Raw genomic sequence first — 25,910 nt, forward strand, 5'->3', positions numbered from 1 at the left:
TCAGGAGGCGCACCGGGACCGGTGGGGGTTCCGGCGCGCGCCCCCGTCCGCCCTCAGCGCCGGGCCAACGCCCCCCGAGTCACCTCCAGGTCCGCGTCCGACGCGAGCCCCGCGTGGTACAGCCGGATCTCCGTCGCCCCCAGCGCCCGCGCGCGGGCGACGTCGTCCGCGAGGTCCCCGGGGCGGCCCCCCATCGCGGAGACGATGCCGAAGTTCGCCGCGATGACGGCTTGCCGGCCGGTGTCGGCGAAGGGGGACAGGAGTTCCGGCCCGCCCGCGCAGGGGACGACGACGCCGTCGGCGACGGAGAGGATGTGGGCGGGGTCGACGCCCGGGTTCGCGCCGACGTGGTAGGTCACCGGGTCGGCGTGCAGGAGGACCTGGAAACCGGCCGGGGCGGCGGCGCGGACGGCCCTGACGGCGGCCTCCTGGAGCGTGCGGGCCCGCTCGTCGCGCCACGCGCGCGTGGCCGTCGCGTACGCCTCGCCGAGCAGCTTCTCGACGCCCGTCCAGCCTTCGTCCTCGTGCGCCCCCTTCCACAGGGGCTCCAGGGCCTGGCGTACGGCGGCGGCGAGCGCGTCGGGGTCGGCGCCCTGCGCGGCGTACCCCTCGCGGCAGACGGCGCAGAAGCACAGGGCCATCAGGTACAGCCCCGCGTCGCCCAGCGGCACGCCGCCGGTCTTGTCGTGGGCGTGCAGGTGCTGGAGCCCGTACCAGCCGAGGGACTCCAGCTCGGTGCCGGCGGCGCCGGGGCGTACGGCGGCCTCGGCGGCGAGGTCGATCAGGTACGCGCGCGTGTCGGGCTGCGCGATGCAGGGCGCCCAGGGGTAGCGGTCGCCGTACGCGTTGACCACGGACGTGGTGGGGTGTTCGGCGCCGAGGCGGGAGTTGTGGGCGAGGACGACCCAGGTGTGGATCTCCAGGCCGGCCCCGGAGAGGGCCTCGGCGGCCGCTGAGAAGGCTTCTGAGGGCGCCCAGTCCCCGGCGGGGTACGGGCGGAGGGTCCGGCCCTCCCAGCGCGCGTCAGGGCCGTACAGGACCGCCGCGTGCTCGGCGGTGACGATGCGGTGGCGCGGGTGACGCGGCGTCAGGGCGCGCGTCGAGTGGTACGCGGCGGCCAGCGTCACCTGCTCCACGCCGAGCGAGGCGATCCGGGCCGGGGCCTCGGGATCGCCGTTGACGTCCCAGGGGTAGACGAACGTCGACGCCTTCACTTGGTCTCCTCCTCCAGCAGCGCGTGCCCGCGCTCGATCAGCTCCGCGAGCCGCTTCACATGATCCTCGGCCGGCTCGTGCAGCGGCGGCCGGACCTCCCCGACGTCCAGCCCGCGCATGCGCACGGCGGCCTTGACGAGAGAGACGGCGTACCCGCGCCCCTGCGCGCGCAGTTCGACGTACGGCCGGAAGAACCCGTCGAGGAGCCGGTTCACGGTGTCGTCGTCGCCCTCGCGCAGCGCGCGGTGGAACGCGTTCGCGAGGTCGGGGGAGAAGCAGAACACGGCGGACGAGTACAGGGTGACGCCCAGCGCGCGGTACGCGAGCTGCGTCTGCTCGGCGGTCGGCAGGCCGTTGAAGTACAGGAAGTCCCCGGGGACCTCGGTCCGTACGGCGCTGACGATGCGCTGCATGAGGTCGAGGTCGCCGTACCCGTCCTTGAGGCCGACGATGCCTTCCGTGCGGGCGAGTTCGACGACCGTCTCGGGCGTGAAGACGGCGTTGTCGCGCTGGTAGACGATCACCGGCAGCGGGGTCGCGGCGGCCACCTCGCGGTAGTGCCGCAGCAGCCCTTCCTGTCCGGCGACGACCAGGTAGGGCGGCAGGACGAGCAGCCCGTCGGCGCCGGCCTCGTGCGCGGCGCGCGCGTACCGGACGGCGAGCCGTGTCCCGTACCCGGCGCCCGCGACGACCGGCACGCGCCCGTCGGTCGCCTCGACGGCCGCGCGCACGCACGCCTCGAACTCGTCCAGGTCGAGCGCGTGGAACTCGCCGGTGCCGCAGCACGCGAAGACGGCCGCCGCGCCGGCGTCGACGCCCGCGCGTACGTGCGCGCGAAAGGCGTCCAGGTCGAGGGAGCCGTCCGCGGCGTAGGCGGTGACGGGGAAGAAGAGGGGCCCGGTGGGGGCGGTGAGGCGGTCGGCGAGAGGGGCGGTCGGCACGGGCTCTCCCTGGCGGTCGGGCGACCGCTCACAGACAGGCGGTCACACTTCTGATCGACGTACATATTCATGAACGTGACCACTCTAAGGAGCCCTGTTGTGGCGGGTCAAGCGTGCGGAGGCGGCCCGGGGAGCGGATCTCGCGACTCCGTGCCCTCTTGACGAGGGGCGACGGGAAACCTACTTTGTCCAAGCATGTGAATATCGATCACGCATGCGCCCACTCGTTCGCCCCGGAGGAGAACCCGAGGATGCCCGCTCCGCGCACCGTCCTGCTCACCGGCGCCGCCGGCGGCCTCGGCACCCTGATGCGGGGCCTGCTCCCGGCGTACGGCTACGACCTGCGCTGCCTCGACCTCGTCCCGGTCGACGGCGACCCCGGCGCGATCACCGCCGACCTCGCCGACCGCGACGCCCTCAGGGACGCCGTACGGGGTGTCGACGCGATCGTCCACCTCGCGGGCATCTCCCTGGAATCCTCGTTCGAGAAGATCCTCAAGGCAAACATCGAGGGCACCTACAACCTGTACGAGGCCGCGCGCGCGGAGGGCGTGCGCAGGATCGTCTTCGCCTCCTCGAACCACGCCGTCGGCTACACCCCGCGCCCGCGCGAGGGCGACCCGCTGATCCCGGTCGACACACCGCGCCGCCCCGACACGTTCTACGGCCTGTCGAAGTCCTTCGGCGAGGACCTGGCCCAGCTCTACTGGGACAGGCACGGCCTGGAGACGGTCTCCGTGCGCATCGGCTCCTGCTTCGCCGAACCCACCTCGGTGCGGATGCTGTCGATCTGGATGAGCCCCGCCGACGGCGCGCGCCTGCTGCACGCCGCGCTGACCGCCGAGGACGTCGGCCACACCGTCGTCCACGGCTCGTCCGCGAACACGCGCCTGTGGTGGGACCTCACCTCCGCGCGGGCGCTGGGCTACGACCCGCAGGACGACTCCGAGCCGTACGCCGAGAAGCTGATCGCCGAGCAGGGGGAGCTCCAGGAGGGCAACGAGGCGCACGCCTACCTCGGCGGCGGCTTCGTGACGGATCCGCCGATCTGGCCGCACTGACCCCCCACGGGATCATGCGGGCGGGCGCCGAACGGGCCCGCCCGCAGCCCATTCGGGCACCCGCCCCGCCCGGTCCGGCGGGCCCGCGCAGGTCCGAGCGGGCACGCGCCCGAAGACGACGGGCCCGAACGGGCCGCATCGGACGCGTGACGGACCTGTTCAGCGCACCGCCCCGCCGGTAGAACTTCCCCCGAGAGCCCGAACGGGCCCCGCGAGCCCCTGATGGGCCGTCACGGGCCCTGATGGGCCGCTGTGAGCCCGAACGGGCACCGAGGGATCCCGGAGGTGGTCGGCATGGATCAGAGGACCGCAGAGGAGCGCCAGCGCGAGATCGTGCGCGTCGCCCGCGCCACCGGCTCCGTCGACGTCACCGCCCTCGCCGCCGACCTCGGCGTCGCCAAGGAGACCGTACGGCGCGACCTGCGCGCCCTGGAGGACCACGGCCTCGTCCGCCGCACCCACGGCGGCGCCTACCCCGTCGAGAGCGCAGGCTTCGAGACGACGCTCGCGTTCCGGGCGACCAGCCACCTCCCCGAGAAGCGTCGCATCGCCGCCGCCGCTGCCGGGCTCCTCGGCGACGCCGAGACCGTCTTCGTCGACGAGGGCTTCACCCCGCAGCTCATCGCCGAGGCCCTGCCGCGCGACCGCGCGCTGACCGTCGTCACCGCCTCCCTGCCCGTCGCGGGCGCGCTCGCGACGGCCGACCACGTCTGCGTCCTGCTGCTCGGCGGGCGCGTACGCGCGGGGACGCTCGCCACCGTCGACCACTGGACGACGAAGATGCTCGCCGGCTTCGTCGTCGACCTCGCCTACCTCGGCGCCAACGGCATCACCCGCGAGCACGGACTCACCACCCCCGACCCGGCCGTCGCCGAGGTCAAGGCCCAGGCGGTGCGCGCCGCGCGCCGGGTCGTCTTCACCGGCGTGCACACCAAGTTCGGGGCGGTCAGCTTCTGCCGGTTCGCCGAGGTGGGCGCGGTGGAGACGATCGTCACGAGCACCGCGCTGCCGGCGAGCGAGGCGCACCGGTACTCGCTGATGGGACCGCAGGTCCTGCGGGTCTGAACAACCGACTCAGTTCATACGCAATCGATCCCCAGGGAGCGTCCCATGCGCGTCCCCAGTCTGCTGTCCGCTCTCGGCCTCCTCCTCCTGACCGGCTGCTGGACCGGTGCCGGCGGCTCCGGCTCCGGCGGCGACTCCATCAACGTCCTGATGGTCAACAACCCCCAGATGACCGAACTCCAGAAACTCACCCCCGACCACTTCACGCGACAGACCGGCATCAAGGTCAACTTCACCGTCCTCCCCGAGAACGACGTCCGCGACAAGATCAGCCAGGACTTCGCCAACCAGGCCGGCCAGTACGACGTCGCCACCCTCTCCAACTACGAGATCCCCATCTATGCCCGCAACGGCTGGCTCCACCCCATGGACACCTACCTCGCCAACGACCCCGCGTACGACGAGAAGGACGTCCTCGCCCCCATGCGCACCTCCCTCACCGGCGACGACGGAAAGCTCTACGGCCAGCCCTTCTACGGCGAGTCCTCCTTCCTGATGTACCGCAAGGACCTCCTCGCCGCCCACGGCCTCACCATGCCCGCCCGCCCCACCTGGACCCAGGTCGCCGACCTCGCCGCGCGGCTCGACGGCGCCGAACCCGGCATGAAGGGCATCTGCCTGCGCGGCCTGCCCGGCTGGGGCGAGGTCATGGCCCCCCTCACGACCGTCGTCAACACCTTCGGCGGCACCTGGTTCGACAAGGACTGGAAAGCCCGCCTCGACTCCCCGGAGTGGCGGCGGGCCGTCTCCTTCTACGTCGGCCTGGTCCGCGACCACGGCGAGTCCGGCGCCGCCCAGTCCGGCTTCGCCGAATGCCTCAACAACATGACCCAGGGCAGGACCGCCATGTGGTACGACGCCACCTCCGCCGCCGGCTCCCTGGAGGCCGCCGGCTCCCCGGTCAAGGGCAGGATCGGCTACGCCCCCGCACCCGTCGAGAAGACCGACGCCTCCGGCTGGCTCTACACCTGGGCCTGGGGCATGGAGAAGGCGTCCCACAACGCCGACAAAGCCTGGAAGTTCATCTCCTGGGCCTCCGGCAAGCAGTACGAGCGGCTCGTCGGCGAACAGATCGGCTGGGCCAACGTCCCGGCGGGCAAACGCAGTTCCACCTACACCTACCCCCAGTACCGCCGATCCGCCGCCGCCTTCCAGGAGATGACCCGCGAGGCCATCGAGGCGGCCCGCCCGAACGACCCCGGCGTCCAGCAACGCCCCGCGCCCGGCATCCAGTTCGTCGGCATCCCCGAATTCACCGACCTGGGCACCAAGGTCTCGCAGGAGATCAGCGCGGCCATCGCGGGCCGCCAGTCCGTCGACTCGGCGCTGCGCAAGGCCCAGCGGCTCGCCGAACAGGTCTCCGAGGAGTACGAGGGACGATGACCGCGATGTCCGTACGGCCGGCCGGAGTTGCCCCGCGCCTGCGCGCCTGGTCCACCCGCGCGCCCCTGCTCCCCGCCCTGGTCTTCATGATCGTCGTCACCCAACTGCCGTTCGTGGCAACAGTGGTGATCTCCTTCTTCGACTGGAACGCCCTCTACCCCGACGCCCGCGGCTTCACCGGCCTCGACAACTACCAGCAGGTGCTGACCGATCCGGACCTGCGCCACTCCGTGTGGACGACCGTCCTGCTCACGGCGTCCGTGGTGATCGCCAGCCTCCTCATCGGCCTCGCGCTCGCCCTGCTGCTCGACCGCCGCTTCAAGGGCCGGGGCGTCGTCCGCACCCTGCTCATCGCCCCGTTCCTGGTCGTGCCGGTGGCCGCCGCGCTGCTGTGGAAGCACGTCCTCTACAACCCCGAATACGGCCTGCTCAACGGCCTGTTGCACTACGTCGGCGGACCGCGGCCCGACTGGATCTCGAACACCCCGCTGCTCGCCGTCGAGGCCGCGCTCGTGTGGCAGTGGACGCCGTTCATGATGCTGATCCTGCTCGCCGGGCTCCAGAGCCGCGACCGCGAACAGATCGAGGCCGCCCGCGTCGACGGCGCCGGGGACTGGCAGGTGTTCCGGTACCTCACGCTGCCCCACCTGCGCCGCTACCTCGAACTCGGCGCGCTGCTCGGCTCGATCTACATCGTGCAGAACTTCGACGCCGTCTTCACCATCACCTCCGGCGGCCTCGGCACCGCCAACCTCCCCTACACCGTGTACCAGAGCTTCTACCAGGCCCACGAGAACGGGCTCGCCTCGGCCGCCGGCGTCCTCGTCGTCATCGGCTCCCTGATCATCGCCACGCTCGCGCTGCGCGTGGTGTCGTCCCTGTTCCGCGAGGAGGTGTCGCGCGCGTGAACGCCGTACGCAGCAAGGGACTCGGCCTGCTGGCCTGGTTCCTGGGGATCGTGTTCTTCCTGCCGATCGCGTGGATGGCGCTGACGTCGTTCCACTCCGAGAGCGACGCGGCGACCAACCCGCCTTCCTTCACCGCCGCGTTGACGCTCGACGGCTACCGGGACTTCTTCGGCGTCGGCGGTGGGGCGAGTCCCTGGCCGTCGCTGATCAACTCGGCGGTGGCGTCGGTGAGTTCGACGCTGCTGGTGCTGCTGCTCGCGCTGCCGGCCGCGTACGCGCTGTCGATCCGGCGGGTGCGGAAGTGGACCGACGTGCTGTTCTTCTTCCTGTCGACGAAGATGCTGCCCGTCGTCGCCGGACTGCTGCCCATCTACCTCTTCGCCAAGAACACCGAACTCCTCGACAACATCTGGCTGTTGGTCCTGCTCTACACGTCGATGAACCTGCCGATCGCCGTGTGGATGATGCAGTCCTTCCTGTCCGAGGTGCCGGTCGCCGTGATCGAGGCCGCCCGGGTCGACGGGGCGCGGCTGCCGACGGTCCTGCTGCGGGTCGTCGCGCCGATCGCGCTGCCCGGGATCGCCGCGACCGCCTTGATCTGCTTCATCTTCAGCTGGAACGAACTGCTGTTCGCGCGGGTGCTGACCGGGGTCGTCGCCGAGACCGCGCCCGTCTTCCTCACCGGGTTCATCACCAGCCAGGGGCTGTTCCTCGCCAAGGTGTGCGCCGCGTCGCTCGTCATCTCGCTGCCGGTGCTGGCGGCGGGGTTCGCGGCGCAGGACAAGCTGGTCCAGGGCCTGTCGCTGGGAGCCGTCAAATGAACATCCACGCACGTGAGTTGGGAGCCGCGACATGAAGGCCGCCGTCATCGAGTCCGTGGGCCGCGCCGTCGTCACCGAGGTCCCCGACCCCACACCAGGCCCCCGCGAGGTCGTCGTCGAGGTCGCCGCCTGCGGCCTGTGCGGCACCGATCTGCACATCCTCCAGGGCGAGTTCGCGCCCAGCCTGCCGATCGTGCCGGGCCACGAGTTCGCGGGCGAGATCGTCGGACTCGGCTCCCAGGTCACCGAGTTGAGGATCGGCGACCGGGTCGCCGTCGACCCCTCCCTGTACTGCCACGAGTGCGCGTACTGCCGTACCGGCCGCAACAACCTCTGCGAACGCTGGGCCGCGATCGGCGTCACCACGGCCGGCGGAGCGGCCCGCTACGCCCTCGCCCCGGTCGCCAACTGCGTACGCCTCCCGGACCATGTCCGCACCCAGGACGCGGCACTCGTGGAACCGCTGTCCTGCGCGGTGCGCGGCTACGACGTGCTGCGCGCCCGCCTCGGCGCGCACGTCCTGATCTACGGCTCCGGGACGATGGGGCTGATGATGCTGGAGCTGGCCAAGCGGACCGGCGCGGCGAGCGTGGACGTCGTCGACGTGAACCCGGCGCGGCTGGAGACGGCGAGGCTGCTCGGCGTCTCCAAGTCGGCGGAAAACGCTGACGAGTTGGAGCGCCCCCAGGGCTGGGACGTCGTCGTCGACGCGACCGGCGACGCGGCGGCGATCCAGGACGGGCTCGGGCGCGTCGCGAAGGCGGGCACGTTCCTCCAGTTCGGCGTCGCCGACTACGCGACCCGGGTCACCATCGACCCGTACCGCATCTACAACCAGGAGATCACCATCACCGGGTCGATGGCCGTGCTGCACAGCTTCGAGCGGGCGGCGGAGCTGTTCGCGGGCGGGGTGCTCGACCCGGACGTGTTCATCAGTGACCGGCTGCCGCTGGAGAACTACCCACAGGCGCTGGAGCAGTTCGCGAAGGGTGTGGGGCGCAAGGTCGTCGTAGTACCACGGTAGGGGATTCGGCAGGCACCATTCCCTTTCCGGCCGCACCCTGTGCACCATGAACCGCCAACCGCCACAAGGCGGTTGGCGACTTCCCGCACGACTCATGGAAAGGGCGAATCCCTTTCCTCCTTGTCTCTGGGGGGACTTCGTGAACCGAAGACCAACGACCGTCGGCGTGTCCGTCGCCGCCCTGCTCCTGGCCGCCGCGCCCCTCGCGGCGCCGACTGCCGCAGCCGATACGGCAGATACCCCGGCCTCCATATCCGGCCGCTATCTCGTCACCCTCACCGACCAGCCGATCGCCACCTACGACGGTGGCGTGGAGGGCATCCCCGCGACCAAGCCGGAGGCGGGCGAGAAGGTCGACGTCACCACCGACGAGGCCCGCCGCTACCGCACCCACCTCGTCGACGAGCAGAACGCGGCGGCGAAGAAGGTCGGCGCGAAGGTCGCCCGCCACTACTCCGTCACCACCAACACCTTCTCCGCGAAGCTGACTCCGGCCCAGATCCTCAAGCTCTCCGCGACCAAGGGCGTCGTCTCCGTGACGCCCGACCGGATCCACCAGGCGACCGACGACAAGAACTCCGTCGACTACCTGCACCTCTCCGGCCGCAAGGGCCTGTGGTCGGCGCTCGGCGGCACCGCCAACGCCGGCAAGGGCGTCGTCATCGGCGACCTCGACACCGGCATCTGGCCCGAGAGCGCCTCCTTCGCCGCCCCCGCGCTGACCGCCGCCAAGCCCCCGGCCTGGGACAAGTACCGCCCCTACCTGAGGGGTACGACGACCGTCATGCGCAAGACGGACGGCGCGACCTTCACCGGGACCTGCGAGGCAGGCGAGGAGTTCACGGCCGCCGACTGCAACCGCAAGGTCATCAGCGCCCGCCAGTACGGCGACGCCTGGCGCGAGTGGGTCCCCGAGGCCAACCGCGCCGACTACATGTCCCCGAGGGACGGCGGCGGCCACGGCTCGCACACCGCCTCCACGGCGGCCGGCAACACGAACGTGCCCGCCTCGATCGACGGCCGCTCCTACGGCAAGATCTCCGGCGTCGCGCCGGGCGCCGCCATCGCCGTCTACAAGGTCCTGTGGGAGAGCAAGGACGGCACCCAGTCCGGCGGCCTGACCAGCGACATCGTCGCCGCGATCGACCAGGCCACCGCCGACGGCGTCGACGTCATCAACTACTCCATCGGCAGCAGCTCCGAGTCCCCCGTGGACGACCCGATCCAGATCGCGTTCCGCAACGCCGCCGCGGCCGGCGTCTTCATCTCCACCTCCGGCGGCAACTCAGGCCCCGGCGCGAGCACCCTCGACAACATCGCGCCGTGGACGACGACCGTCGCCGCGAGCACCATCGAGCCGTACAAGGGCACCGTCGTCCTCGGCAACGGCGAGCGCTACACCGGCATCAGCACGACGCTGACGGGTACGGTCGGCCCCGCGCCGCTCGTGCGCTCGACGGCCGTGAAGAACGCGGGCGCGAGCGCCGCCGACGCCGCCGTCTGCGCGCCGGACACCCTCGACCCGGCGCTGGCCGCGGGCAAACTCGTCGTCTGCGACCGGGGTGTCGTCGACCGGGTCGCCAAGTCCGCCGAGGCCAAGCGCGCGGGCGCCGTCGGCCTCGTCCTCGTCAACGTCTCCCAGGGCAGCACCGACGGCGACTCGCACAGCCTCCCGACGGTGCACCTCAACGTCCCGGACTCCACGACCGTACGCACCTACGCGGCGGGCGCCGGCGCGACGGCCTCCCTCGTCACCGGCGGCGCGGACATCCCCTACCCGCAGGTCGCCGGGTTCTCCTCGCGCGGGCCCTCGCTCCAGAACAACGGGGACATCCTCAAGCCGGACATCTCCGCGCCGGGCGTGACGATCCTCGCGGCCGTCGCCCCGCCGTCCAACCGGGGCCACGACTTCGACTTCTACTCCGGTACGTCGATGTCGGCGCCGCACATCACCGGGCTCGCGGCGATCTACCTCGCGCTGCACCCCAAGTGGTCGCCCATGGCGATCAAGTCGGCGATGATGACGACCACCACACCGACCCTGACGCCCGAGGGCAAGACCAGCGAGGACGTCTTCGCGCAGGGCGCCGGCGAGGTCTCCGCGTGGGGCATGCTGCGGCCCGGGCTCGTCTACGACTCAGCCGAGCGCGACTGGCTGCGCTACCTGGAGGGCCTCGGCATCGACACCGGCACGGGCGCGAAGCCGATCGACGCCAGCGACCTCAACTCGGCGTCCATCGCCGTCGGGGACCTCGTCGGCAGCCAGACCGTGACCCGTACGGTGACCGCCGTCACCCCGGGCGTCTACCGGGCCTCCGTCGACCTGCCGGGCGTCAAGGCGACGGTGACGCCGTCCACGCTGCGGTTCACCCGGCCGGGTGAGCGCAAGACGTTCACCGTCAAGCTCGACGTCACCACCGCGCCCGTCGGGGTCGCCGACACCGGGTCCCTGACCTGGACCTCCGGCCGTACGGCCGTCCGCAGCCCGATCGTCGTCACCCCGCAGGCCGTCCGCGCGCCCGCGCGGGTGACCGGGACCGGCGCCGCCGGGCAGGTCGCCTACCAGGTGACCTCGGCCGCCTCCGCGTTCACCGCGACGCCCACCGGGCCGGTCTCCGCCACGCCCGACAGCGGGACGCTGACCGGGGCCGACGAGGTCGACTACCTGCCAGCCGTGCCCGCCGGGACCAAGGCCGCCGAGATCACCGTGCGGTTCGGGGCGAGCACCGGGGTCACCGGGTTCGTGTACGGGCGGATCGTCGACGGACAGCTCGTCGACACCGCCGTCGCGCTGCCCGACGCGCAGGGCGTCGCCAACGCCGTGCTGACGAAGCCGGAGGCGGGGACCTACCTCGTCGCCGTCATCCAGGAGGCCGGTACGAGCACGCCCGGGACGACGACGTACTCGTACCAGTTCAACGCGGTCGGGAGTGGATCGGTTCCCGCCGGGTCACTGTCCGTGACGCCCGCCTCGGCGACCACCACGCCGGGGACGCCGGTGAAGGTGACGGCCGCCTGGAACGGGGTCGGCACGGGCGCGCGGTCGACCGGGTGGGTCGAGTACGCGAACGGGGCGGGGACGGTGGTGAGCCTGAACTGACGCTCCGTCCTTGAGCAGGGGTGGCCCCGTCTCCCGGGAGTTCCAGGGGGCGGGGCCGCTTCCGTCGCACGGCCGGAGATCGCCCGTCCGGGTGAAGGTGGGACAGGAGAGCGGGTAAGGGAACGGCAAAGTGGTCTCGTTCGTTCACCCGGCATGACCGCTATGACCCCCGGCTCGAACATCCCTCTCCCCGTCGCGAGAGTGACGGTGGACGTCTCCGCGCCCGTGCGGCTCGACGTCTCGGGCCTGCTGCTCACCGCCGACGGCAAGGTGCGCTCGGACGACGACTTCATCTTCTACAACCAGCCCGCCGGCCCGGGGGTGACCTACCGTTCCGGCGGCGGCTCCGCGCCCGACGCGATCATCGTCGACACGGCCGTGATCCCGCCCGGCATCGAGAAGGTCGTCGTCACCGCCAGCCCCGACGCGGCGGGCCAGACCTTCCAGGGCATCGAACCGACCGCGACGATCCGGGGCGCCGACGACAACGGCGTCATCGCGACGTTCACCCCGCCCCAGCTCGGCGCCGAGACCGCCCTCGTCATCGTCGAGATCTACCTCCGCAACGGCGCGTGGAAAGCCCGCGCGGTGGGACAGGGGTACGCGAACGGGCTCGCGGGCATCGCGACGGACTTCGGCGTGACGGTGGAGGAACCCGCGCCGACGCCCGCATCCACGCCCACACCCGCGCCCGCGCCTGCGCCTGTGGCGCCCGCCCCCACGCGGGCCGTCGCCTCGACGCCGCCGCCCGCCGCCGCGCCCCCGATGCCGGCCGCGCCGCCGCCCGGCGCCGGGAAGATCAACCTCGACAAGGGGCGCGTCAGCCTCCAGAAGAACCAGACCGTGTCCCTCGTCAAGGGCGGTCAGCCGCTCCTCGCCCAGGTCAAGATGGGGCTCGGCTGGGAACCGGCCTACCGGGGGCGCGACATCGACCTCGACGCGTCCGTCATCGCGTACGGGCCGCAGCGCAACCACGTCGACAGCTGCTACTTCGGCAAGCTGTCCATCCTCGGCGGCTCGATCAAGCACTCCGGCGACAACCTCACGGGCGAGGGCGGCGGTGACGACGAGGTGATCGTCGTCGACCTCGGCCGTATCCCGCAGGACGTCACCGGCCTCGTCTTCACCGTCAACTCCTTCTCCGGGCAGAAGTTCACGGAGGTCGCCAAGGCGTACTGCCGCCTCATCGACGCCGCGAGCGGCGAGGAACTCGTCCGCTTCGACCTCACCAGCGCGGAGGCGCAGACGGGGGTGATGATGGCCAAGCTCATCCGGCAGTTCACGGGCGAGTGGGAGATGACGGCGATCGGCGACTTCGTGAAGGCACGGACGGTCCGGAACATGGTGAAGCCGGCGGGACAGGCGCTGTAGGACACGCCGGGTTCCCGCTCCGGGCGGGGCACCTCCTGCGGGGGCGCGCAGGGGGTCCGCCCGGGGCTTCGGAGGGCTTGCGGAGGCCGGCTGGAGCGCCTTCGGTTGTGCCGGTGCCGTCGAGCTGACCGTGGTCGCAATGCGGGGAACGCTTCCCCTGCGTAGCGGGAGCGTGGGTCTCCCTCCGGCCTTCCCTCACCTCGCGTGCTGTTTGGTGCCCCCGGCCCGCAGCAGCGGCAGTGCCGTTCCCAGCCACGCCGCTCCGAGTGCGACCAACACCGGGCGGTAGCCGACCAGTTCGACCAAGGCCGCGCCCGCACCGAGGCCGATCACGTTCGGTGCGTACACCAGGGTGTTCGCCGTGGCCACCGTCCGGCCCAGCATCTCGTCCGGTGTCTCCCGCTGTACGGCCGTCAGCGTGGCGATCAGGACGCACGGCAGCCCTGCGCCGATCGCCGCACTGGTCAGGAACGCCACGGCGTCCGACGGGACCGCCCGCAAGGCCACTGCGACCGCCGTCACCCCGATCCCCCACGCCGCGAACCTCCTCTCCCCGAGCCACCGCAGGGCCCGCCCCGACAGCAGCCCGACACTCACGGAGCCGGCTCCCTGCACGGCGTACAACACCCCCGCGAACGAAGGGGAGTGGCCCAGGCCGTCGATCACCGCGTACAGCAGCGCGCCGTTCAGCCCGGCACAGAGCATGGAGAAGCCGCCCGCGAGGACGAGGGGCCGGAGGCGGGGGTGGGCCCAGAGGTGACGGGCGCCGGCGGAGGCGGGGGAGAGGAGTTGGCGGAGGGGGCGTCGGTGGGGGCGGGGGTGGTCAACTCGCTTTGCCTGTGGGGGAAGTGGGGGTGTGTCGTTCTGGGCGTGCTCGGGAAGCGGGTGCGCGGAGTCCTGTGGCTGACTGGGAGGTGAGTATGCGGGGGCCTGTGCCTGCTCGGGAGTTGGGAGCCCGGCGTCCCGCGCTCGCCCGGGAATCACGTGCCCGGCGTCCCGTGCCCGTCCAGGAAGCAAGCGCACGGTTCTCCTCGCCCGCGCGGGAAGCGAGCCCCCGGTCCTTCTCGCCCGTGTGAGCAGGGACCGCACCTTTCCTCTCGCCCCTGGGGGAAGCGCACCCCCGGCGCTCCTCGCCCGTACGGGAAGTGAGCGCGCCCCGCCCTTCGCCCCGGTCGTCCGCCCGACTCCCGCCACCGGCCCCGGCGTTGTCCGTTCCCGGGAAGCCTCACCCGCTCCCGTCCGCAACCCCGCGTAGATCCCCGCCGCCACCACGAACGTCCCCGCGTCCAGCAACACCACCGCAGGCCCGCCGTACACCGCGTACAGCCCCGCCCCCGCCAACGGTGCCACCAGCTTCATGCCCTCGGTGATCGCCATCCGCAGCCCGTTGAAGTCGCCGAGGAGTGCCGTCGGGAGGGTGCCCGCGACGAGCGCCGCCTCGGCGGCATCGTTGACGACCCCTGTCGCGCCGTACACGAGGAGGACCCCGAGGACGAGCCAGACGAGGCCGGGGGAGTCGACGGTGAGCAGGACCGGGAGGAGCGCGGCGAGGAAGAGGCTGGAGGCGATGAGGAGGGGCCGGCGGGGGAGGCGGTCCGCGAGGGCGCCGAGCAGCGGCCCCGCGAGCGTCGGCGCCCACATCGCCAGCATGCACAGCGCCGCGAGCCCGTCGGATCCGGTGAGGTCCTTGACCCACACGCCGGAGACCAGCCAGAGCGCCGAGGTCCCGAACCCGGAGACCACGACGCCGGTGAGGTAGAGGGCCGCGTCGCGGTTCCGCAGGACGGCCCAGGTGGTTGTCGTCATGCCTGGTCATCGTGGGTCTAAGGAGGGGGGTACGACATCGGGCATCGGCCTTAGGTACGAGGACCCGGACGGGGACGCCACTGAGGCCCGGGTGGCTCCCGAGGGGTACCCGGGTACATCCCGGGGGCTACGAGGCCCTTCCCCACCCCCTTCTCCACCCCCTTCTCCACCCCCTTCTCCACCCCCTGCCCCCGCCGTAGATCCCACCGATCCCCGGACGCCCCACCACCCCCACCCGTACCCTCCGACCCATGCCCCTGAGCCTCACAGTCCTCGGCACCGCCTCACCCCACCCGGCCCCCGACCGCCCCTGCTCGGGCTACCTCCTGCGTGGCGGCGGCGCCGAGGTGTGGGTGGACGCCGGTCCGGGGACGTTCGCGGAGTTGCAGCGGCACACCGACCCGAGCCGGCTGACGGCGATCTGGCTGTCGCACCTGCACGCCGACCACAGCGCCGACCTCCTCGCCGCGGTGTACGCGTTCGCGTTCGGCGGCATGACCCCGGCCGCGCCGATCCCGGTGTACGCGCCCCGCGACTGCGCGCTCAGGGTCGCCGGCTTCCTCGGCAGGGCCGACGTCCGCTTCCTCAGCGGAATCCTCGACTTCAGGCCGCTGTACGACGGCCTCCTCGTCCGGCACTGGAACCTGCGCCTGGCCGCCCGGGCGGTCCGGCACGACACGGAGGCGTACGGGCTGCGCGCGGAGTGCCAGGGCAGCGTCCTGGCGTACTCGGGGGACACGGGCCCCTGCGACGCGCTCACCGAACTCGCCACGGGAGCCGACGTGTTGCTGTGCGAGGCGGACATCGACCAGCACGACCGGCATCACGAAGGCGAACAGGCGCATATGACACCGGAGGACGCGGGGGAGGCGGCGCGCAAGGCGGGCGTACGGGAGCTGCTCGTCACGCACATCGGGCCGACGCTCCAGCGGCAGACGGCGACCGGCCGCGCCGCGCTGGCCTTCGGCGGACCCACCCGCATGGCACGTGAGGGTGAGACGTTCCGGTTCTGACTTCTGTCAGAAGCATTGACGAAACGCTTACCCCCTCCCTACCTTCAACGCGTCGTACTTCGTACGTCATATATGAGACGCGATACGCGAGATCAGATACGCGACTTCCGAGAGGCGCGCATGACCTCTGTGCCCACGCCGATCCCCTCCCGGACGCAGTACGTCCTGGAGGAGATCAAACGCCGCATCCTCACCGGGCGTCTGACGCCTGGTCAGGCCCTGGTGGAGACCGAACTCGCCGCACACTTCGGGGTGTCGAAGACCCCGGTGCGCGAGGCGCTCAAGACCCTGGCCGGCACCGGTCTCGTCGTGATGAGCCAGTACAAGGGCGTCACGGTGCGCATGGTGGACGCGGACATGGCGCGCGAGGTCTACGACGTACGGCTCCTGCTCGAACCGGAGGCGCTGCGCAGGACGGTGAGCCGGGGAGCCTCCCTGGACGCCGCCCGCGCCGCGCTGACCCGCGCCGACGAGGCCGGCGACACCGCCGAACGCTCCCTCGCCAACCGGGAGTTCCACCGCGCCCTGTACCTGCCGTGCGGCAACCCGCTGCTCGGCCGGATGCTCGACGAGGTCCGCGACCAGGCCGCCCTGGTCTCCGCCGTGGCGTGGGCGGCGTCGCCGTCCTGGGAGCGCGAGGCGGGCGAGCACCGCGAGATCCTGCGGCTCGCCCTGGCCGGCGACGCGGACGGCGCGGCCCGCGCCCTGCACGCCCACATCGGATCCTTCGTCGAGCGGGCTTTCCCCCACGAGGCGAACCAGGAAGGTCAGGAATGAGCAACGTGGCGTTCGAGACCCAGCGCACGGCCCTGGCCGACGTCGTCGCCATCCCGGTGACCCCGTTCGCCGAGGACGGCGGCCTCGACGAGACCGTCTACCGCTCCTTGCTGCACCGCCTCCTCGACGGCGGGATCACCACGCTCACCCCCAACGGCAACACCGGGGAGTTCTACACCCTCACCCCCGAAGAACGGCGCCGCATCACGGAGTTGACCCTCGAAGAGGTCGGTGACCGCGCCTCGGTGCTCGTCGGCGTCGGCCACGACATCCCGAGCGCCGTCGAATCCGCCCGCCACGCACGGGCGTTCGGCGCCCACATGGTGATGGTCCATCAGCCGGTGCACCCGTACGTCTCGCAGGCAGGCTGGGTCGACTACCACCGGGAGATCGCCCGGGCCGTACCGGAGTTGGGCGTCGTCCCGTACGTCCGCAACGCGCAGTTGCGCGGTGAGCGGCTCGCCGAACTCGCGGACGCCTGCCCGAACGTGATCGGCGTCAAGTACGCCGTCCCGGACGCCTCCCGGTTCGCGGCGTTCGCGCGGGACGCGGGCCTGGAGCGGTTCGTGTGGGTCGCGGGGCTCGCCGAGCCGTACGCGCCCTCCTACTTCTCGGCCGGTGCGACGGGCTTCACGTCGGGGCTGGTGAACGTCGCCCCGGCCGTCTCGCTGAACATGATCGAAGCGCTTCGCTCCGGGGACTACCCGGCCGCGATGAAGGTCTGGGAGCAGATCCGGCGCTTCGAGGAACTGCGCGCGGCCAACGGTTCCGCGAACAACGTCACCGTCGTCAAGGAGGCCCTGGCCTCACTCGGCCTGTGCCGCCGGGAGGTGCGCCCGCCGAGCCGGACGCTGCCCGAGGACGAGCGCGCCGAGGTCGCCGCGATAGCCGCCGGGTGGTCCCTGTGAACGCGCCGCGCAAAGCACCCGAAGACCTGAGGAGCCATCAGTGGTACGGCACCGATGGCCAGTTGCGCACCTGGTCGCACAACGCCCGTATGCGCCAGCTGGGTTACGAGTCCGAGGAGTACCGGGGCCGCCCGGTGATCGCCGTCCTCAACACCTGGTCCGACATCAACCCCTGCCACGTCCACCTGCGCGAGCGCGCCGAGGCGGTCAAGCGGGGCGTGTGGCAGGCGGGCGGCTTCCCCCTCGAATTCCCGGTCTCCACGCTCTCGGAGACCTACCAGAAGCCGACCCCGATGCTCTACCGCAACCTCCTCGCGATGGAGACGGAGGAGCTGCTGAGGTCGTACCCGGTCGACGCGGCGGTCCTGCTCGGCGGCTGCGACAAGTCGACGCCCGCCCTCCTGATGGGCGCCACCTCCGCTGACGTACCGTCACTCTTCGTCCCCGCGGGGCCGATGCTGCCCGGGCACTGGCGCGGCGAGACCCTCGGCTCCGGCACCGACATGTGGAAGTACTGGGACGAGCACCGCGCCGGCAACCTGACGGACTGTGAACTACGGGAACTCCAGGGCGGATTGGCGCGCAGCCCCGGCCACTGCATGACCATGGGTACGGCGTCCACGATGACCGCCGCCGCCGAGGTCCTGGGCATGTCGCTGCCGGGCGCCTCCTCGATCCCGGCCGTCGACTCCGCGCACGAGCGGATGGCCGCCGCCTCCGGACGCCGGGCCGTCGAGCTGGCCTGGACCGGGCTGAAGCCGTCAACGATCCTGACGCGCGAGGCGTTTGAGGACGCCGTCACGACCGTGCTCGGGCTCGGCGGCTCCACCAACGCGGTCATCCACCTCATCGCGATGGCGGGCCGCGCGGGCATCAAGCTCACCCTCGACGACTTCGACCGCATCGCCCGCACCGTCCCGGTCCTCGCCAACGTCCGCCCCGGCGGCCGGACTTACCTGATGGAGGACTTCTACTTCGCGGGCGGCCTGCCCGCCTTCCTGTCCCGCATCACCGACCTGCTGCACCTGAACAGGCCCACGGTGAACGGGACGCTGGGCGAGCAGCTCGACGGCGCCGTCGTCCACAACGACGACGTCATCCGCCCCCGCGACAACCCGGTCGCCGCCGAGGGCGGGGTCGCCGTCCTGCGCGGCAACCTCTGCCCCGACGGCGCGGTCATCAAGCACATCGCCGCCGACCAGAACCTCCTCAAGCACACCGGCCGCGCGGTCGTCTTCGACGACTACAAGACGATGCAACGGACCATCAACGACCCGGCGTTGAACATCACCGCCGACAGCGTCCTGGTCCTGCGCGGCTCCGGCCCCAAGGGCGGCCCGGGCATGCCCGAGTACGGCATGCTGCCGATCCCCGACCACCTGCTCAAGCAGGGCGTCCGCGACATGGTCCGGATCTCCGACGCCCGGATGAGCGGCACGAGTTACGGCGCCTGCGTCCTGCACGTCGCGCCCGAGTCGTACGTCGGCGGCCCTCTCGCCCTGGTCCGCACCGGCGACACCATCACGCTGGACGTCGCCGCCCGCAGCCTGCGACTCGACGTGGACGACGACGAGTTGGCGCTCCGCCGGGCGAACTGGACGCCGCCCGCCACCCGTTACGAGCGCGGCTACGGCGCCCTCTACAACGAGCAGATCACGCAGGCCGACACCGGCTGCGACTTCGAGTTCCTCGCGCGCCCCGGCAAGGTCCAGGACCCGTACGCCGGCTGAACCACCCCGCACGGTACGACCAGGCATCCGCACGCCTGTGGAGAAAGCGCTTACCGCACGACGTACACGCACCAGCACGCCGTATCAGAACGCGCTCACCGCACCACGTACACGAACGGAGAGACAGTCATGGCCCAAGCCGCAGCCGTGGCGAAAAAGCCCGCGCCACCCCGGCGGCGCCGGGCCTCCGCCACCCCGCGCAGGCTCCCGTATCTGCTGATCGCGCCGGCCGCCCTGCTGATGCTGGGCTTCATCGCCTACCCGGTGATCAGCGTCTTCTACTACAGCCTCCAGCACTTCAACCCCACCAAGCCGTGGCGCGACGGCTTCGCCGGACTCGACAACTTCCGGCAGATCTTCACCGACGACCCGCAGTTCTGGGACACGCTGACCTTCAGCGCCAAATGGGTGTTCGTCGAGGTGGGCCTCCAGCTGCTGTTCGGCCTCGCCCTCGCGCTGATTGTCAACCAGACGTTCGTAGGAAGGGCGTTGGGCCGCGCGCTCGTCTTCTCGCCCTGGGCCGTCTCCGGCGTCCTGACCTCCGCGATCTGGGTGCTGCTCTACAACTCCCAGACAGGCATCACCCGTTACCTCGCCGACATGGGCATCGGCTCCTACGGCACGAGCTGGCTGTCGGACACCTCGACCGTCTTCCCGGCCGTCGTCATCGCCGACCTGTGGCGCGGCGTGCCGTTCTTCGCGATCCTCATCCTCGCCGACCTGCAGTCCGTCTCGAAGGACCTCTACGAGGCCGCCGAGGTCGACGGGGCCAGCAGGATCAAGCAGTTCTGGCACATCACGCTGCCGCACCTCAAGGACGCGATCATCCTCTCCACGCTGCTGCGCGCGGTCTGGGAGTTCAACAACGTCGACCTCCTCTACACGCTGACCGGCGGCGGACCGGCCGGAGAGACGACGACCCTCCCGCTCTACATCGCCAACACCAGCGTGGAATCCCACAACTTCGGCTACGCGTCCGCCCTGACCACGGTCGCGTTCGTGATCCTGCTCTTCTGCTCGATGATCTATCTGCGGCTGAGCAAGTTCGGAGGCGAGTCCAAGTGACCACCACCCACGCCACCGAGCCGGCACCCGCTCCCGTGCGCCAACTCCCCGCCCCCGAGCGCCCGGTGAAGCACCGCCGCGCCTGGGACGAGGTCCCCCGCTGGCAGATCTACCTGCCCCTGTCGATCTACCTCGTCTTCACGCTCATCCCCTTCTACTGGATCCTCCTGTTCGCCCTCCGCCCGGCCGGGTCGACTTCCCTCGTGCCGTGGCCGATGACCTTCGACCACTTCGAAAAGGTCTGGACGGAACGGCAGTTCGGCACCTACTTCGAGAACAGCGTGTACGTCGGCATCGCCACGCTCCTCGTCACCACCCTGGTCGCCCTCGCCGGCGGATACGCCCTCGCCCGCTTCGACTTCAAGATCAAGCGCGGGTTCATGCTGGCCCTGCTCTGCTCGCAGTTCGTGCCGGGCGCACTGCTGCTCGTCCCGCTCTTCGAGATCTTCGCCGAACTCAAGATGATCAACTCGCTGGTCAGCGTCATCATCGCCGAGACGGTCTTCCAGCTCCCGCTGTCGATGATTTTGATCAGCAACTTCATCAAGAACGTGCCCTACTCCCTCGAAGAGGCGGCCTGGGTCGACGGCTGCAACCGCTTCACCGCGTTCCGCATCGTCGTCCTGCCGCTGCTGCGGCCCGGGATCATCGCCGTCGGCTCCTTCGCCTTCGTGCACTCCTGGAACCACTTCCTGTTCGCGCTGATGTTCCTCAGCAACCAGGACAAGCAGACGATCCCCGTCGGCCTCAACACCCTGATGAGCTCCGACAGCGTCGACCTCGGCGCCCTCGCGGCGGGCGGCATCATCGCCGCCGTACCCGTCGTGATCGTCTTCGCGTTCATCCAGAAGTGGCTCATCACCGGGTTCAGCGCGGGGGCGGTGAAGGGATGAGACTCCGTCAACTCGCCGTGGCGGCAGCCCTGTTGCCGTTACTCGCCCTCCCCGCCCACGCCGAGGCCCGCGACACCAGCCGCGACACGCTTCCGGCGAACGACGGCTGGGCCGCGTACGGACCCGGCACCACCGGAGGCTCGGCCGCCGACGCCGCGCACGTCCTCACCGTCACCACCCGCGCCGAACTCGCCCGCGCCCTCGACGGCGGCAGCGACACCCCGAAGATCATCAAGGTCGCCGGGACGATCGACGCCAACACCGACGACCGGGGACGGCGCCTGGACTGCGCGGACTACGCCACCGACGGGTACGACCCGGCCGCGTACCTCGCCGCGTACGACCCCCGTACCTGGGGGGCGGCCAAGCCCACCGGACCGCAGGAGGACGCCCGCCAGGCGTCGGCGGCCAGGCAGGCCGAGCGCGTAGTCCTCAAGGTGGGGTCCAACACCACCCTGGTAGGGGTCGGCAAGGCGGTCATCAAGGGCGCGAACCTCCAGGTCAGGAACGCCACCAACGTCATCGTCCGTAATCTCGACCTGCGCGACGCCTACGACTGCTTCCCCGTCTGGCAGCCCAACAGCGGCGGCCTCGGCGACTGGAAGACGGCGTACGACAACCTGTGGCTCTCCGGAGCCACCCACGTCTGGGTCGACCACGTCACCTTCAGCGACAAAGGCCACCCCGACGCCGAGGAGCCCACCCGCTTCGCGCGCAACTACCTGCGCCACGACGGGCTGCTCGACATCACCAACGCCTCCGACCTCGTCACCGTCTCCTGGAGCCGCTTCGCCGACCACGACAAGGCGATCCTCATCGGCAACGGCGACACCGCGACCGGCGACCGGGGCAAGCTGCGCGTCACTCTGCACCACAACGAGTTCCGCGGCATCGTCCAGCGCGCGCCCCGCGTCCGCTTCGGACAGGTGCACCTCTACAACAACCGCTACCTGGTGACCGGCGACGACTACCGCTACTCGATCGGCGTCTCCACCGAGTCCGCCCTCTACGCCGAGAACAACGCCTTCCACACGCCCGGCCACATCGAGGTCGCCGACCTGGTCAAGAGCTGGAACGGCAGTGCCCTCCACCAGAGCGGCACCCTCTTCAACGGCTACCCCGTCGACCTCCTCACCATCTACAACGCCTACAACTCCGGCAGCGAACGCGACCTGACCGCCGACGTCGGCTGGACACCCACCCTGCACACCACGATCGACAGCGCCGACGCGGCCGACCGGGCGGTGGCCCGCGGCGCGGGCGCGGGGAGGCACCCGTGAGCATCGACATCGTCCTCGCCGGCGCGCGCGGCCACGGCCGCTGGCACCTCGACAACATCCTCCGCCTCCAGGACAAGGGCATCGTCCGCCTCGCGGGCCTGTGCGAACTCACCCCGCTCACCCCGGACGAGATCCCCGCCGGCCTCGGCACCCCCGAGCAGTCCCCGGACCTCGGCGCCCTCCTGGACTCCACCGGCGCCCGGATCGCCGTCATCTGCACGCCGATCCCCACCCACACCGACCTCGCGCTGACCGCCGCGCGCCGGGGCGTGCACCTCCTGCTGGAGAAGCCCCCCGCGCCGTCGTACGCCGAGTTCCGCCGCATGGCCGACGGCGTCGCCGCCGCGGGCGTCGCCTGCCAGATCGGCTTCCAGTCGCTCGGCTCGCACGCCGTCCCCGCGATCCGCGAGCTCATCGCCGACGGGACGATCGGCGAGGTCACCGGCGTCGGGGGAGCGGGTGCCTGGGCCCGCGCCGAGTCCTACTACCGACGCGCCCCCTGGGCGGGCCGACGCCGCCTGAACGGCGCGGACGTCATCGACGGCGCCCTCACCAACCCCCTCGCCCACGCCGTCGCCACCGCCCTCGCCCTGGACGGCGCCGTCCGCGCCGAGGACGTGACCCGCGTGGAGACCGAGCTGTTCCACGCCAACACCATCGAGTCCGACGACACCTCCTGCGTACGCGTCACCACCTCCCACGGCCGTCCGGTCACCGTCGCCGCGACCCTGTGCGCCGAGCGGCCGGGCGAGCCCTACGTCCTCGTCCACGGCGGCAAGGGCCGGATCACCTACTGGTACAAGCAGGACCGCGTCCTCCTCCAGCGCGCCGGCCACGGCCCGGAGGAGTACGAGTACGGCCGCACCGACCTGCTTGAGAACCTCGTCGATCACCTGACGGACAACACCCCCCTTCTCGTCCCACCCGACTCCACCGGCGCCTTCATGACCGTCGTGGAAGCGATCCGCACCGCCCCGGACCCTGCCCAACTGCCCGAAACCGCCTGGTACCTCCTGAACGAGGAGGAACGCCGGGTGGTTCCCGGAATCGACGACCTCGTGGAGAAAGTCGCCGACTCCCTCTTCCTCTACTCCGAACTGGGTGCGCCCTGGGCGTCGCCGAAAGAGCCGGAAGAGCCGAAAGAGCCGAAAGAGGTGAGCACCCGATGACCGCCCCCGACACCGCCGTCCTGCGCGTCGCGGGCCGCCCCGTCGGCCGCTACGTCACCCGGCCCGAACTGCCCGCCCGGCTCTCCCCGCGCCCCTACCTCCACCCCGTCACCACCCTCGCCGGCACGGCGGTCACCGAGCTGACCCCCGCCGACCACCTCCACCACCTCGGCGTCGGTGTGGCCGTACCCGACGTCGAGGGGTTCAACTTCTGGGGCGGACGCACCTACGTCGAAGGGCAGGGCCCGACCGAACTGGACAACCACGGCGTCCAGCGGCACACCGGCTTCCAGCTCCGCGACCCCGACGGGTTCGTGGAGGAACTGCGCTGGACCACAGCGGGCAGTTCGGGCGGCCCGGGCACCTCGGGCCGCGAGCTGCTGCGCGAGCGCCGCACCGTCGCCGCCACCGAACTCACCGACACCGCCTGGGCGCTGGACTTCACCTTCTCCCTCACCAACCCCGGCCCGGGACCCCTGTCCATCGGCAGCCCCGCCACCAACGGCCGCCCCGGCGCCGCGTACGGCGGCTTCTTCTGGCGGGCCCGCAAGGAGAGTTCACCGCCCGACGTCTTCACCCCGGCCGCGCAGGGCGAGGCCGAGGTGCACGGCACGCACGCCGACTGGCTCGCGCTGGCCGGCACCGACTGGACCCTCGTCCTCGCCGGCGCCACCGAACTCACCCGACGCGACCCCTGGTTCGTCCGCACCGCCGAATACCCCGGCGTGGGCTCGTCGTTGGCGTCCACGCAGCGGCTGACGGTCCCGCCCGGCGCGACCGTCGTACGCCGGATCGTCACCGTCGTCGCCGACGGGCGGCTCGGGCGCGACGAGGCGACGGCCCTCGTCCGGAAGGCGGTCAGCCAGTGACGTACACCAACCCGATCCTCAACGCCGACTGGTCCGACCCCGACGTCCTGCGCGTCGGCGACGACTTCTACCTCACCGCGTCCAGCTTCGGCCGCGCCCCCGGACTGCCGCTGCTGCACTCGCGGGACCTCGTCAACTGGACGCTCGTCGGACACGCACTCCAACTCCTCGAACCCGCCGCCGAGTTCAGGAGCCCCCGGCACGACTGCGGAGTCTGGGCGCCCTCGCTACGGCACCACGACGACCGGTTCTGGATCTTCTGGGGCGACCCCGACCAGGGCATCTACCAGATCAACGCCCCCGAGATCAGGGGACCTTGGACCCGCCCGCACCTCGTCAAGGCCGGCAAGGGCCTCATCGACCCCTGCCCCCTGTGGGACGACGAGACCGGCGAGGCGTACCTCGTCCACGCCTGGGCCAAGTCCCGCTCCGGCGTGAAGAACCGCCTCACCGGCCACCGCATGAACCCCGACGGCCGGTCACTTCTCGACGAGGGCAAGGTCATCGTCGACGGCGACCGCCTCCCCGGCTGGTTCACCCTCGAAGGCCCCAAGCTCTACCGCCACGAGGGCCGCTTCTGGATCCTCGCCCCCGCCGGGGGAGTGGAGACCGGTTGGCAAGGCGCCTTCCGCGCACGGGAGTTCTTCGGCCCCTACGAGGAGCGGATCGTCCTCGAACAGAAGGACACCGACGTCAACGGCCCCCACCAGGGCGGCTGGGTCCGCACCCAGACCGGCGAGGACTGGTTCCTGCACTTCCAGCAACGCGGCGCCTACGGCAGGGTCGTCCACCTCCAGCCGATGCGCTGGGGCGCCGACGGCTGGCCCGTCCTCGGCGCCGACGGGGCCCCCGTCGCCGTACACGAACGCCCCGCCCTGCCGCCGCAGCCGGACGCCGCGCCCGCCACCGACGACGACTTCCCCGGCGGACGCTTCGGCCGGCAGTGGGCCTGGACGGCGAACCCGCAGGACGGCTGGGCCACCCAGCACTCAGGGGACGGCCTGCGGCTGTCCTGCGTCCGCACCGCCGACGCCCATGACCTGCGGAAACTCCCGAACATCCTGACCCAGCGGCTCCCCGGTACCCCCTCGGCGGTCGAGGTGACCCTCGAACTGCCCAGCGAGGACCCCGGCGCCCGGGGCGGACTCGCCGTCCTCGGCGACGCGTTCAGCTGGATCGGGCTCCAGCGCGGACCCGACGGGACCGTCCACCTCGTGCACCGGTTCGCGGAAGGCGTCGCCGAGCGCGAACGCGACGCCGCGCACCCGCAGTTGGTGCCGACCGGCCGGGTCCGGCTGCGCATCGAGATCGGCGCGGGCGCGCGCTGCCGGTTCTTCTACGACGTCGGCGAGGGCCTGCGTCCGTCGGGCCCCGTCTTCACCGCCACGCCCTGGCGGTGGGTGGGCGCCCTGCTCGGACTCGTCGCCCTCGCACCCGAAGGAAGCGGCCACGCGGGCTCCGCCGTGTTCATCCGCTTCCGGATCAGTCCTCTGTAACTCACGTACTCAGCAC

Annotated in this window: 21 protein-coding genes; 18 read left to right on the top strand and 3 right to left on the bottom strand. The window is 71.4% G+C overall.

Annotated elements, in window-relative coordinates; translation table 11 throughout:
- Positions 1 to 53 precede the first annotated feature (53 nt).
- Positions 54 to 1,214 (bottom strand): hypothetical protein, encoded by a 1,161-nt coding sequence (locus tag ACLZOT_RS04470; protein ID WP_416967370.1) that lies wholly within the window; start codon positions 1,212 to 1,214, stop codon positions 54 to 56.
- Positions 1,211 to 2,155, bottom strand: a complete 945-nt coding sequence (locus tag ACLZOT_RS04475; protein WP_416967371.1) for a 5-dehydro-4-deoxyglucarate dehydratase — start codon at positions 2,153 to 2,155, stop codon at positions 1,211 to 1,213. Before ACLZOT_RS04475 ends, ACLZOT_RS04470 begins: the two co-directional genes overlap by 4 nt.
- Positions 2,156 to 2,406: 251 nt before the next feature.
- On the opposite strand from ACLZOT_RS04475, the gene ACLZOT_RS04480 reads away from it, so the two are divergent.
- From ACLZOT_RS04480 to ACLZOT_RS04515, 8 genes are all read left to right on the top strand, one after another.
- On the top strand, positions 2,407 to 3,216 hold the full coding sequence (locus ACLZOT_RS04480) for an NAD-dependent epimerase/dehydratase family protein (protein ID WP_416967372.1): 810 nt from the start codon (positions 2,407 to 2,409) through the stop codon (positions 3,214 to 3,216).
- 294 nt (positions 3,217 to 3,510) lie between these two features.
- Positions 3,511 to 4,281: a DeoR/GlpR family DNA-binding transcription regulator gene (locus ACLZOT_RS04485; RefSeq protein ID WP_416967373.1), complete on the top strand. Its 771-nt coding sequence runs from the start codon at positions 3,511 to 3,513 to the stop codon at positions 4,279 to 4,281.
- 45 nt (positions 4,282 to 4,326) lie between these two features.
- Positions 4,327 to 5,664, top strand: a complete 1,338-nt coding sequence (locus ACLZOT_RS04490; protein ID WP_416967374.1) for an ABC transporter substrate-binding protein — start codon at positions 4,327 to 4,329, stop codon at positions 5,662 to 5,664.
- Positions 5,661 to 6,572: a carbohydrate ABC transporter permease gene (locus tag ACLZOT_RS04495; RefSeq protein WP_416967375.1), complete on the top strand. Its 912-nt coding sequence runs from the start codon at positions 5,661 to 5,663 to the stop codon at positions 6,570 to 6,572. The genes ACLZOT_RS04490 and ACLZOT_RS04495 overlap by 4 nt, the downstream gene beginning before the upstream one ends.
- Complete coding sequence (locus ACLZOT_RS04500; RefSeq protein WP_416967376.1) at positions 6,569 to 7,393, top strand: carbohydrate ABC transporter permease; 825 nt, start codon at positions 6,569 to 6,571, stop codon at positions 7,391 to 7,393. The genes ACLZOT_RS04495 and ACLZOT_RS04500 overlap by 4 nt, the downstream gene beginning before the upstream one ends.
- 31 nt (positions 7,394 to 7,424) lie before the next feature.
- Entirely contained in the window at positions 7,425 to 8,417 is a 993-nt protein-coding gene (locus ACLZOT_RS04505; protein ID WP_416967377.1) for a zinc-dependent alcohol dehydrogenase family protein, read from the top strand.
- 139 nt (positions 8,418 to 8,556) lie between these two features.
- Entirely contained in the window at positions 8,557 to 11,517 is a 2,961-nt protein-coding gene (locus tag ACLZOT_RS04510) for a S8 family serine peptidase (RefSeq protein ID WP_416967378.1), read from the top strand.
- Between the two features lie 162 nt (positions 11,518 to 11,679).
- Positions 11,680 to 12,888, top strand: a complete 1,209-nt coding sequence (locus tag ACLZOT_RS04515; protein ID WP_416967432.1) for a TerD family protein — start codon at positions 11,680 to 11,682, stop codon at positions 12,886 to 12,888.
- A 195-nt stretch (positions 12,889 to 13,083) separates the two neighbouring features.
- Here ACLZOT_RS04515 and ACLZOT_RS04520 read toward each other — a convergent pair whose 3' ends face one another.
- Positions 13,084 to 14,694, bottom strand: a complete 1,611-nt coding sequence (locus ACLZOT_RS04520; RefSeq protein ID WP_416967379.1) for an MFS transporter — start codon at positions 14,692 to 14,694, stop codon at positions 13,084 to 13,086.
- A 251-nt stretch (positions 14,695 to 14,945) separates the two neighbouring features.
- Between ACLZOT_RS04520 and ACLZOT_RS04525 the strand changes: the two genes are divergently transcribed.
- From ACLZOT_RS04525 to ACLZOT_RS04570, 10 genes are all read left to right on the top strand, one after another.
- The gene (locus tag ACLZOT_RS04525) at positions 14,946 to 15,707 is read left to right on the top strand and encodes an MBL fold metallo-hydrolase (RefSeq protein WP_416967380.1); all 762 of its coding nucleotides are present in this window, start codon (positions 14,946 to 14,948) and stop codon (positions 15,705 to 15,707) included.
- A 120-nt stretch (positions 15,708 to 15,827) separates the two neighbouring features.
- Positions 15,828 to 16,484: a GntR family transcriptional regulator gene (locus ACLZOT_RS04530; protein ID WP_416967381.1), complete on the top strand. Its 657-nt coding sequence runs from the start codon at positions 15,828 to 15,830 to the stop codon at positions 16,482 to 16,484.
- On the top strand, positions 16,481 to 17,392 hold the full coding sequence (locus tag ACLZOT_RS04535; RefSeq protein ID WP_416967382.1) for a dihydrodipicolinate synthase family protein: 912 nt from the start codon (positions 16,481 to 16,483) through the stop codon (positions 17,390 to 17,392). Before ACLZOT_RS04530 ends, ACLZOT_RS04535 begins: the two co-directional genes overlap by 4 nt.
- Positions 17,389 to 19,122, top strand: coding sequence for an L-arabinonate dehydratase (gene araD, locus ACLZOT_RS04540; protein ID WP_416967383.1), 1,734 nt, complete (start codon positions 17,389 to 17,391; stop codon positions 19,120 to 19,122). Before ACLZOT_RS04535 ends, araD begins: the two co-directional genes overlap by 4 nt.
- 129 nt (positions 19,123 to 19,251) lie before the next feature.
- Positions 19,252 to 20,187, top strand: coding sequence for a carbohydrate ABC transporter permease (locus tag ACLZOT_RS04545; RefSeq protein ID WP_416967384.1), 936 nt, complete (start codon positions 19,252 to 19,254; stop codon positions 20,185 to 20,187).
- Complete coding sequence (locus ACLZOT_RS04550) at positions 20,184 to 21,080, top strand: carbohydrate ABC transporter permease (RefSeq protein ID WP_416967385.1); 897 nt, start codon at positions 20,184 to 20,186, stop codon at positions 21,078 to 21,080. The genes ACLZOT_RS04545 and ACLZOT_RS04550 overlap by 4 nt, the downstream gene beginning before the upstream one ends.
- Positions 21,077 to 22,360 carry a pectate lyase family protein gene (locus ACLZOT_RS04555; protein ID WP_416967386.1) on the top strand — a complete coding sequence of 428 codons (1,284 nt, stop codon included), beginning with the start codon at positions 21,077 to 21,079 and terminating at the stop codon, positions 22,358 to 22,360. Before ACLZOT_RS04550 ends, ACLZOT_RS04555 begins: the two co-directional genes overlap by 4 nt.
- Positions 22,357 to 23,529, top strand: a complete 1,173-nt coding sequence (locus ACLZOT_RS04560; protein WP_416967387.1) for a Gfo/Idh/MocA family protein — start codon at positions 22,357 to 22,359, stop codon at positions 23,527 to 23,529. The genes ACLZOT_RS04555 and ACLZOT_RS04560 overlap by 4 nt, the downstream gene beginning before the upstream one ends.
- Positions 23,526 to 24,398, top strand: a complete 873-nt coding sequence (locus ACLZOT_RS04565) for a PmoA family protein (protein ID WP_416967388.1) — start codon at positions 23,526 to 23,528, stop codon at positions 24,396 to 24,398. The genes ACLZOT_RS04560 and ACLZOT_RS04565 overlap by 4 nt, the downstream gene beginning before the upstream one ends.
- Complete coding sequence (locus ACLZOT_RS04570; RefSeq protein WP_416967389.1) at positions 24,395 to 25,894, top strand: family 43 glycosylhydrolase; 1,500 nt, start codon at positions 24,395 to 24,397, stop codon at positions 25,892 to 25,894. The genes ACLZOT_RS04565 and ACLZOT_RS04570 overlap by 4 nt, the downstream gene beginning before the upstream one ends.
- Positions 25,895 to 25,910: the final 16 nt, after the last annotated feature.

Origin of the sequence: Streptomyces sp. 4F14 (assembly GCF_048159485.1) — a bacterium.
Lineage (GTDB): Bacteria > Actinomycetota > Actinomycetes > Streptomycetales > Streptomycetaceae > Streptomyces.

What these genes read in the sequence shown, in the direction of transcription:
- ACLZOT_RS04505 (WP_416967377.1), top strand. Translation starts at nt 7,425, where the DNA reads ATGAAGGCCGCCGTCATCGAGTCCGTGGGCCGCGCCGTCGTCACCGAG.
- ACLZOT_RS04545 (WP_416967384.1), top strand. Translation starts at nt 19,252, where the DNA reads ATGGCCCAAGCCGCAGCCGTGGCGAAAAAGCCCGCGCCACCCCGGCGG.
- ACLZOT_RS04555 (WP_416967386.1), top strand. Translation starts at nt 21,077, where the DNA reads ATGAGACTCCGTCAACTCGCCGTGGCGGCAGCCCTGTTGCCGTTACTC.
- ACLZOT_RS04565 (WP_416967388.1), top strand. Translation starts at nt 23,526, where the DNA reads ATGACCGCCCCCGACACCGCCGTCCTGCGCGTCGCGGGCCGCCCCGTC.
- ACLZOT_RS04515 (WP_416967432.1), top strand. Translation starts at nt 11,680, where the DNA reads ATGACCCCCGGCTCGAACATCCCTCTCCCCGTCGCGAGAGTGACGGTG.
- ACLZOT_RS04530 (WP_416967381.1), top strand. Translation starts at nt 15,828, where the DNA reads ATGACCTCTGTGCCCACGCCGATCCCCTCCCGGACGCAGTACGTCCTG.
- ACLZOT_RS04525 (WP_416967380.1), top strand. Translation starts at nt 14,946, where the DNA reads ATGCCCCTGAGCCTCACAGTCCTCGGCACCGCCTCACCCCACCCGGCC.
- ACLZOT_RS04535 (WP_416967382.1), top strand. Translation starts at nt 16,481, where the DNA reads ATGAGCAACGTGGCGTTCGAGACCCAGCGCACGGCCCTGGCCGACGTC.
- ACLZOT_RS04490 (WP_416967374.1), top strand. Translation starts at nt 4,327, where the DNA reads ATGCGCGTCCCCAGTCTGCTGTCCGCTCTCGGCCTCCTCCTCCTGACC.
- ACLZOT_RS04480 (WP_416967372.1), top strand. Translation starts at nt 2,407, where the DNA reads ATGCCCGCTCCGCGCACCGTCCTGCTCACCGGCGCCGCCGGCGGCCTC.
- ACLZOT_RS04495 (WP_416967375.1), top strand. Translation starts at nt 5,661, where the DNA reads ATGACCGCGATGTCCGTACGGCCGGCCGGAGTTGCCCCGCGCCTGCGC.
- ACLZOT_RS04520 (WP_416967379.1), bottom strand. Translation starts at nt 14,694, where the DNA reads ATGACGACAACCACCTGGGCCGTCCTGCGGAACCGCGACGCGGCCCTC.
- ACLZOT_RS04485 (WP_416967373.1), top strand. Translation starts at nt 3,511, where the DNA reads ATGGATCAGAGGACCGCAGAGGAGCGCCAGCGCGAGATCGTGCGCGTC.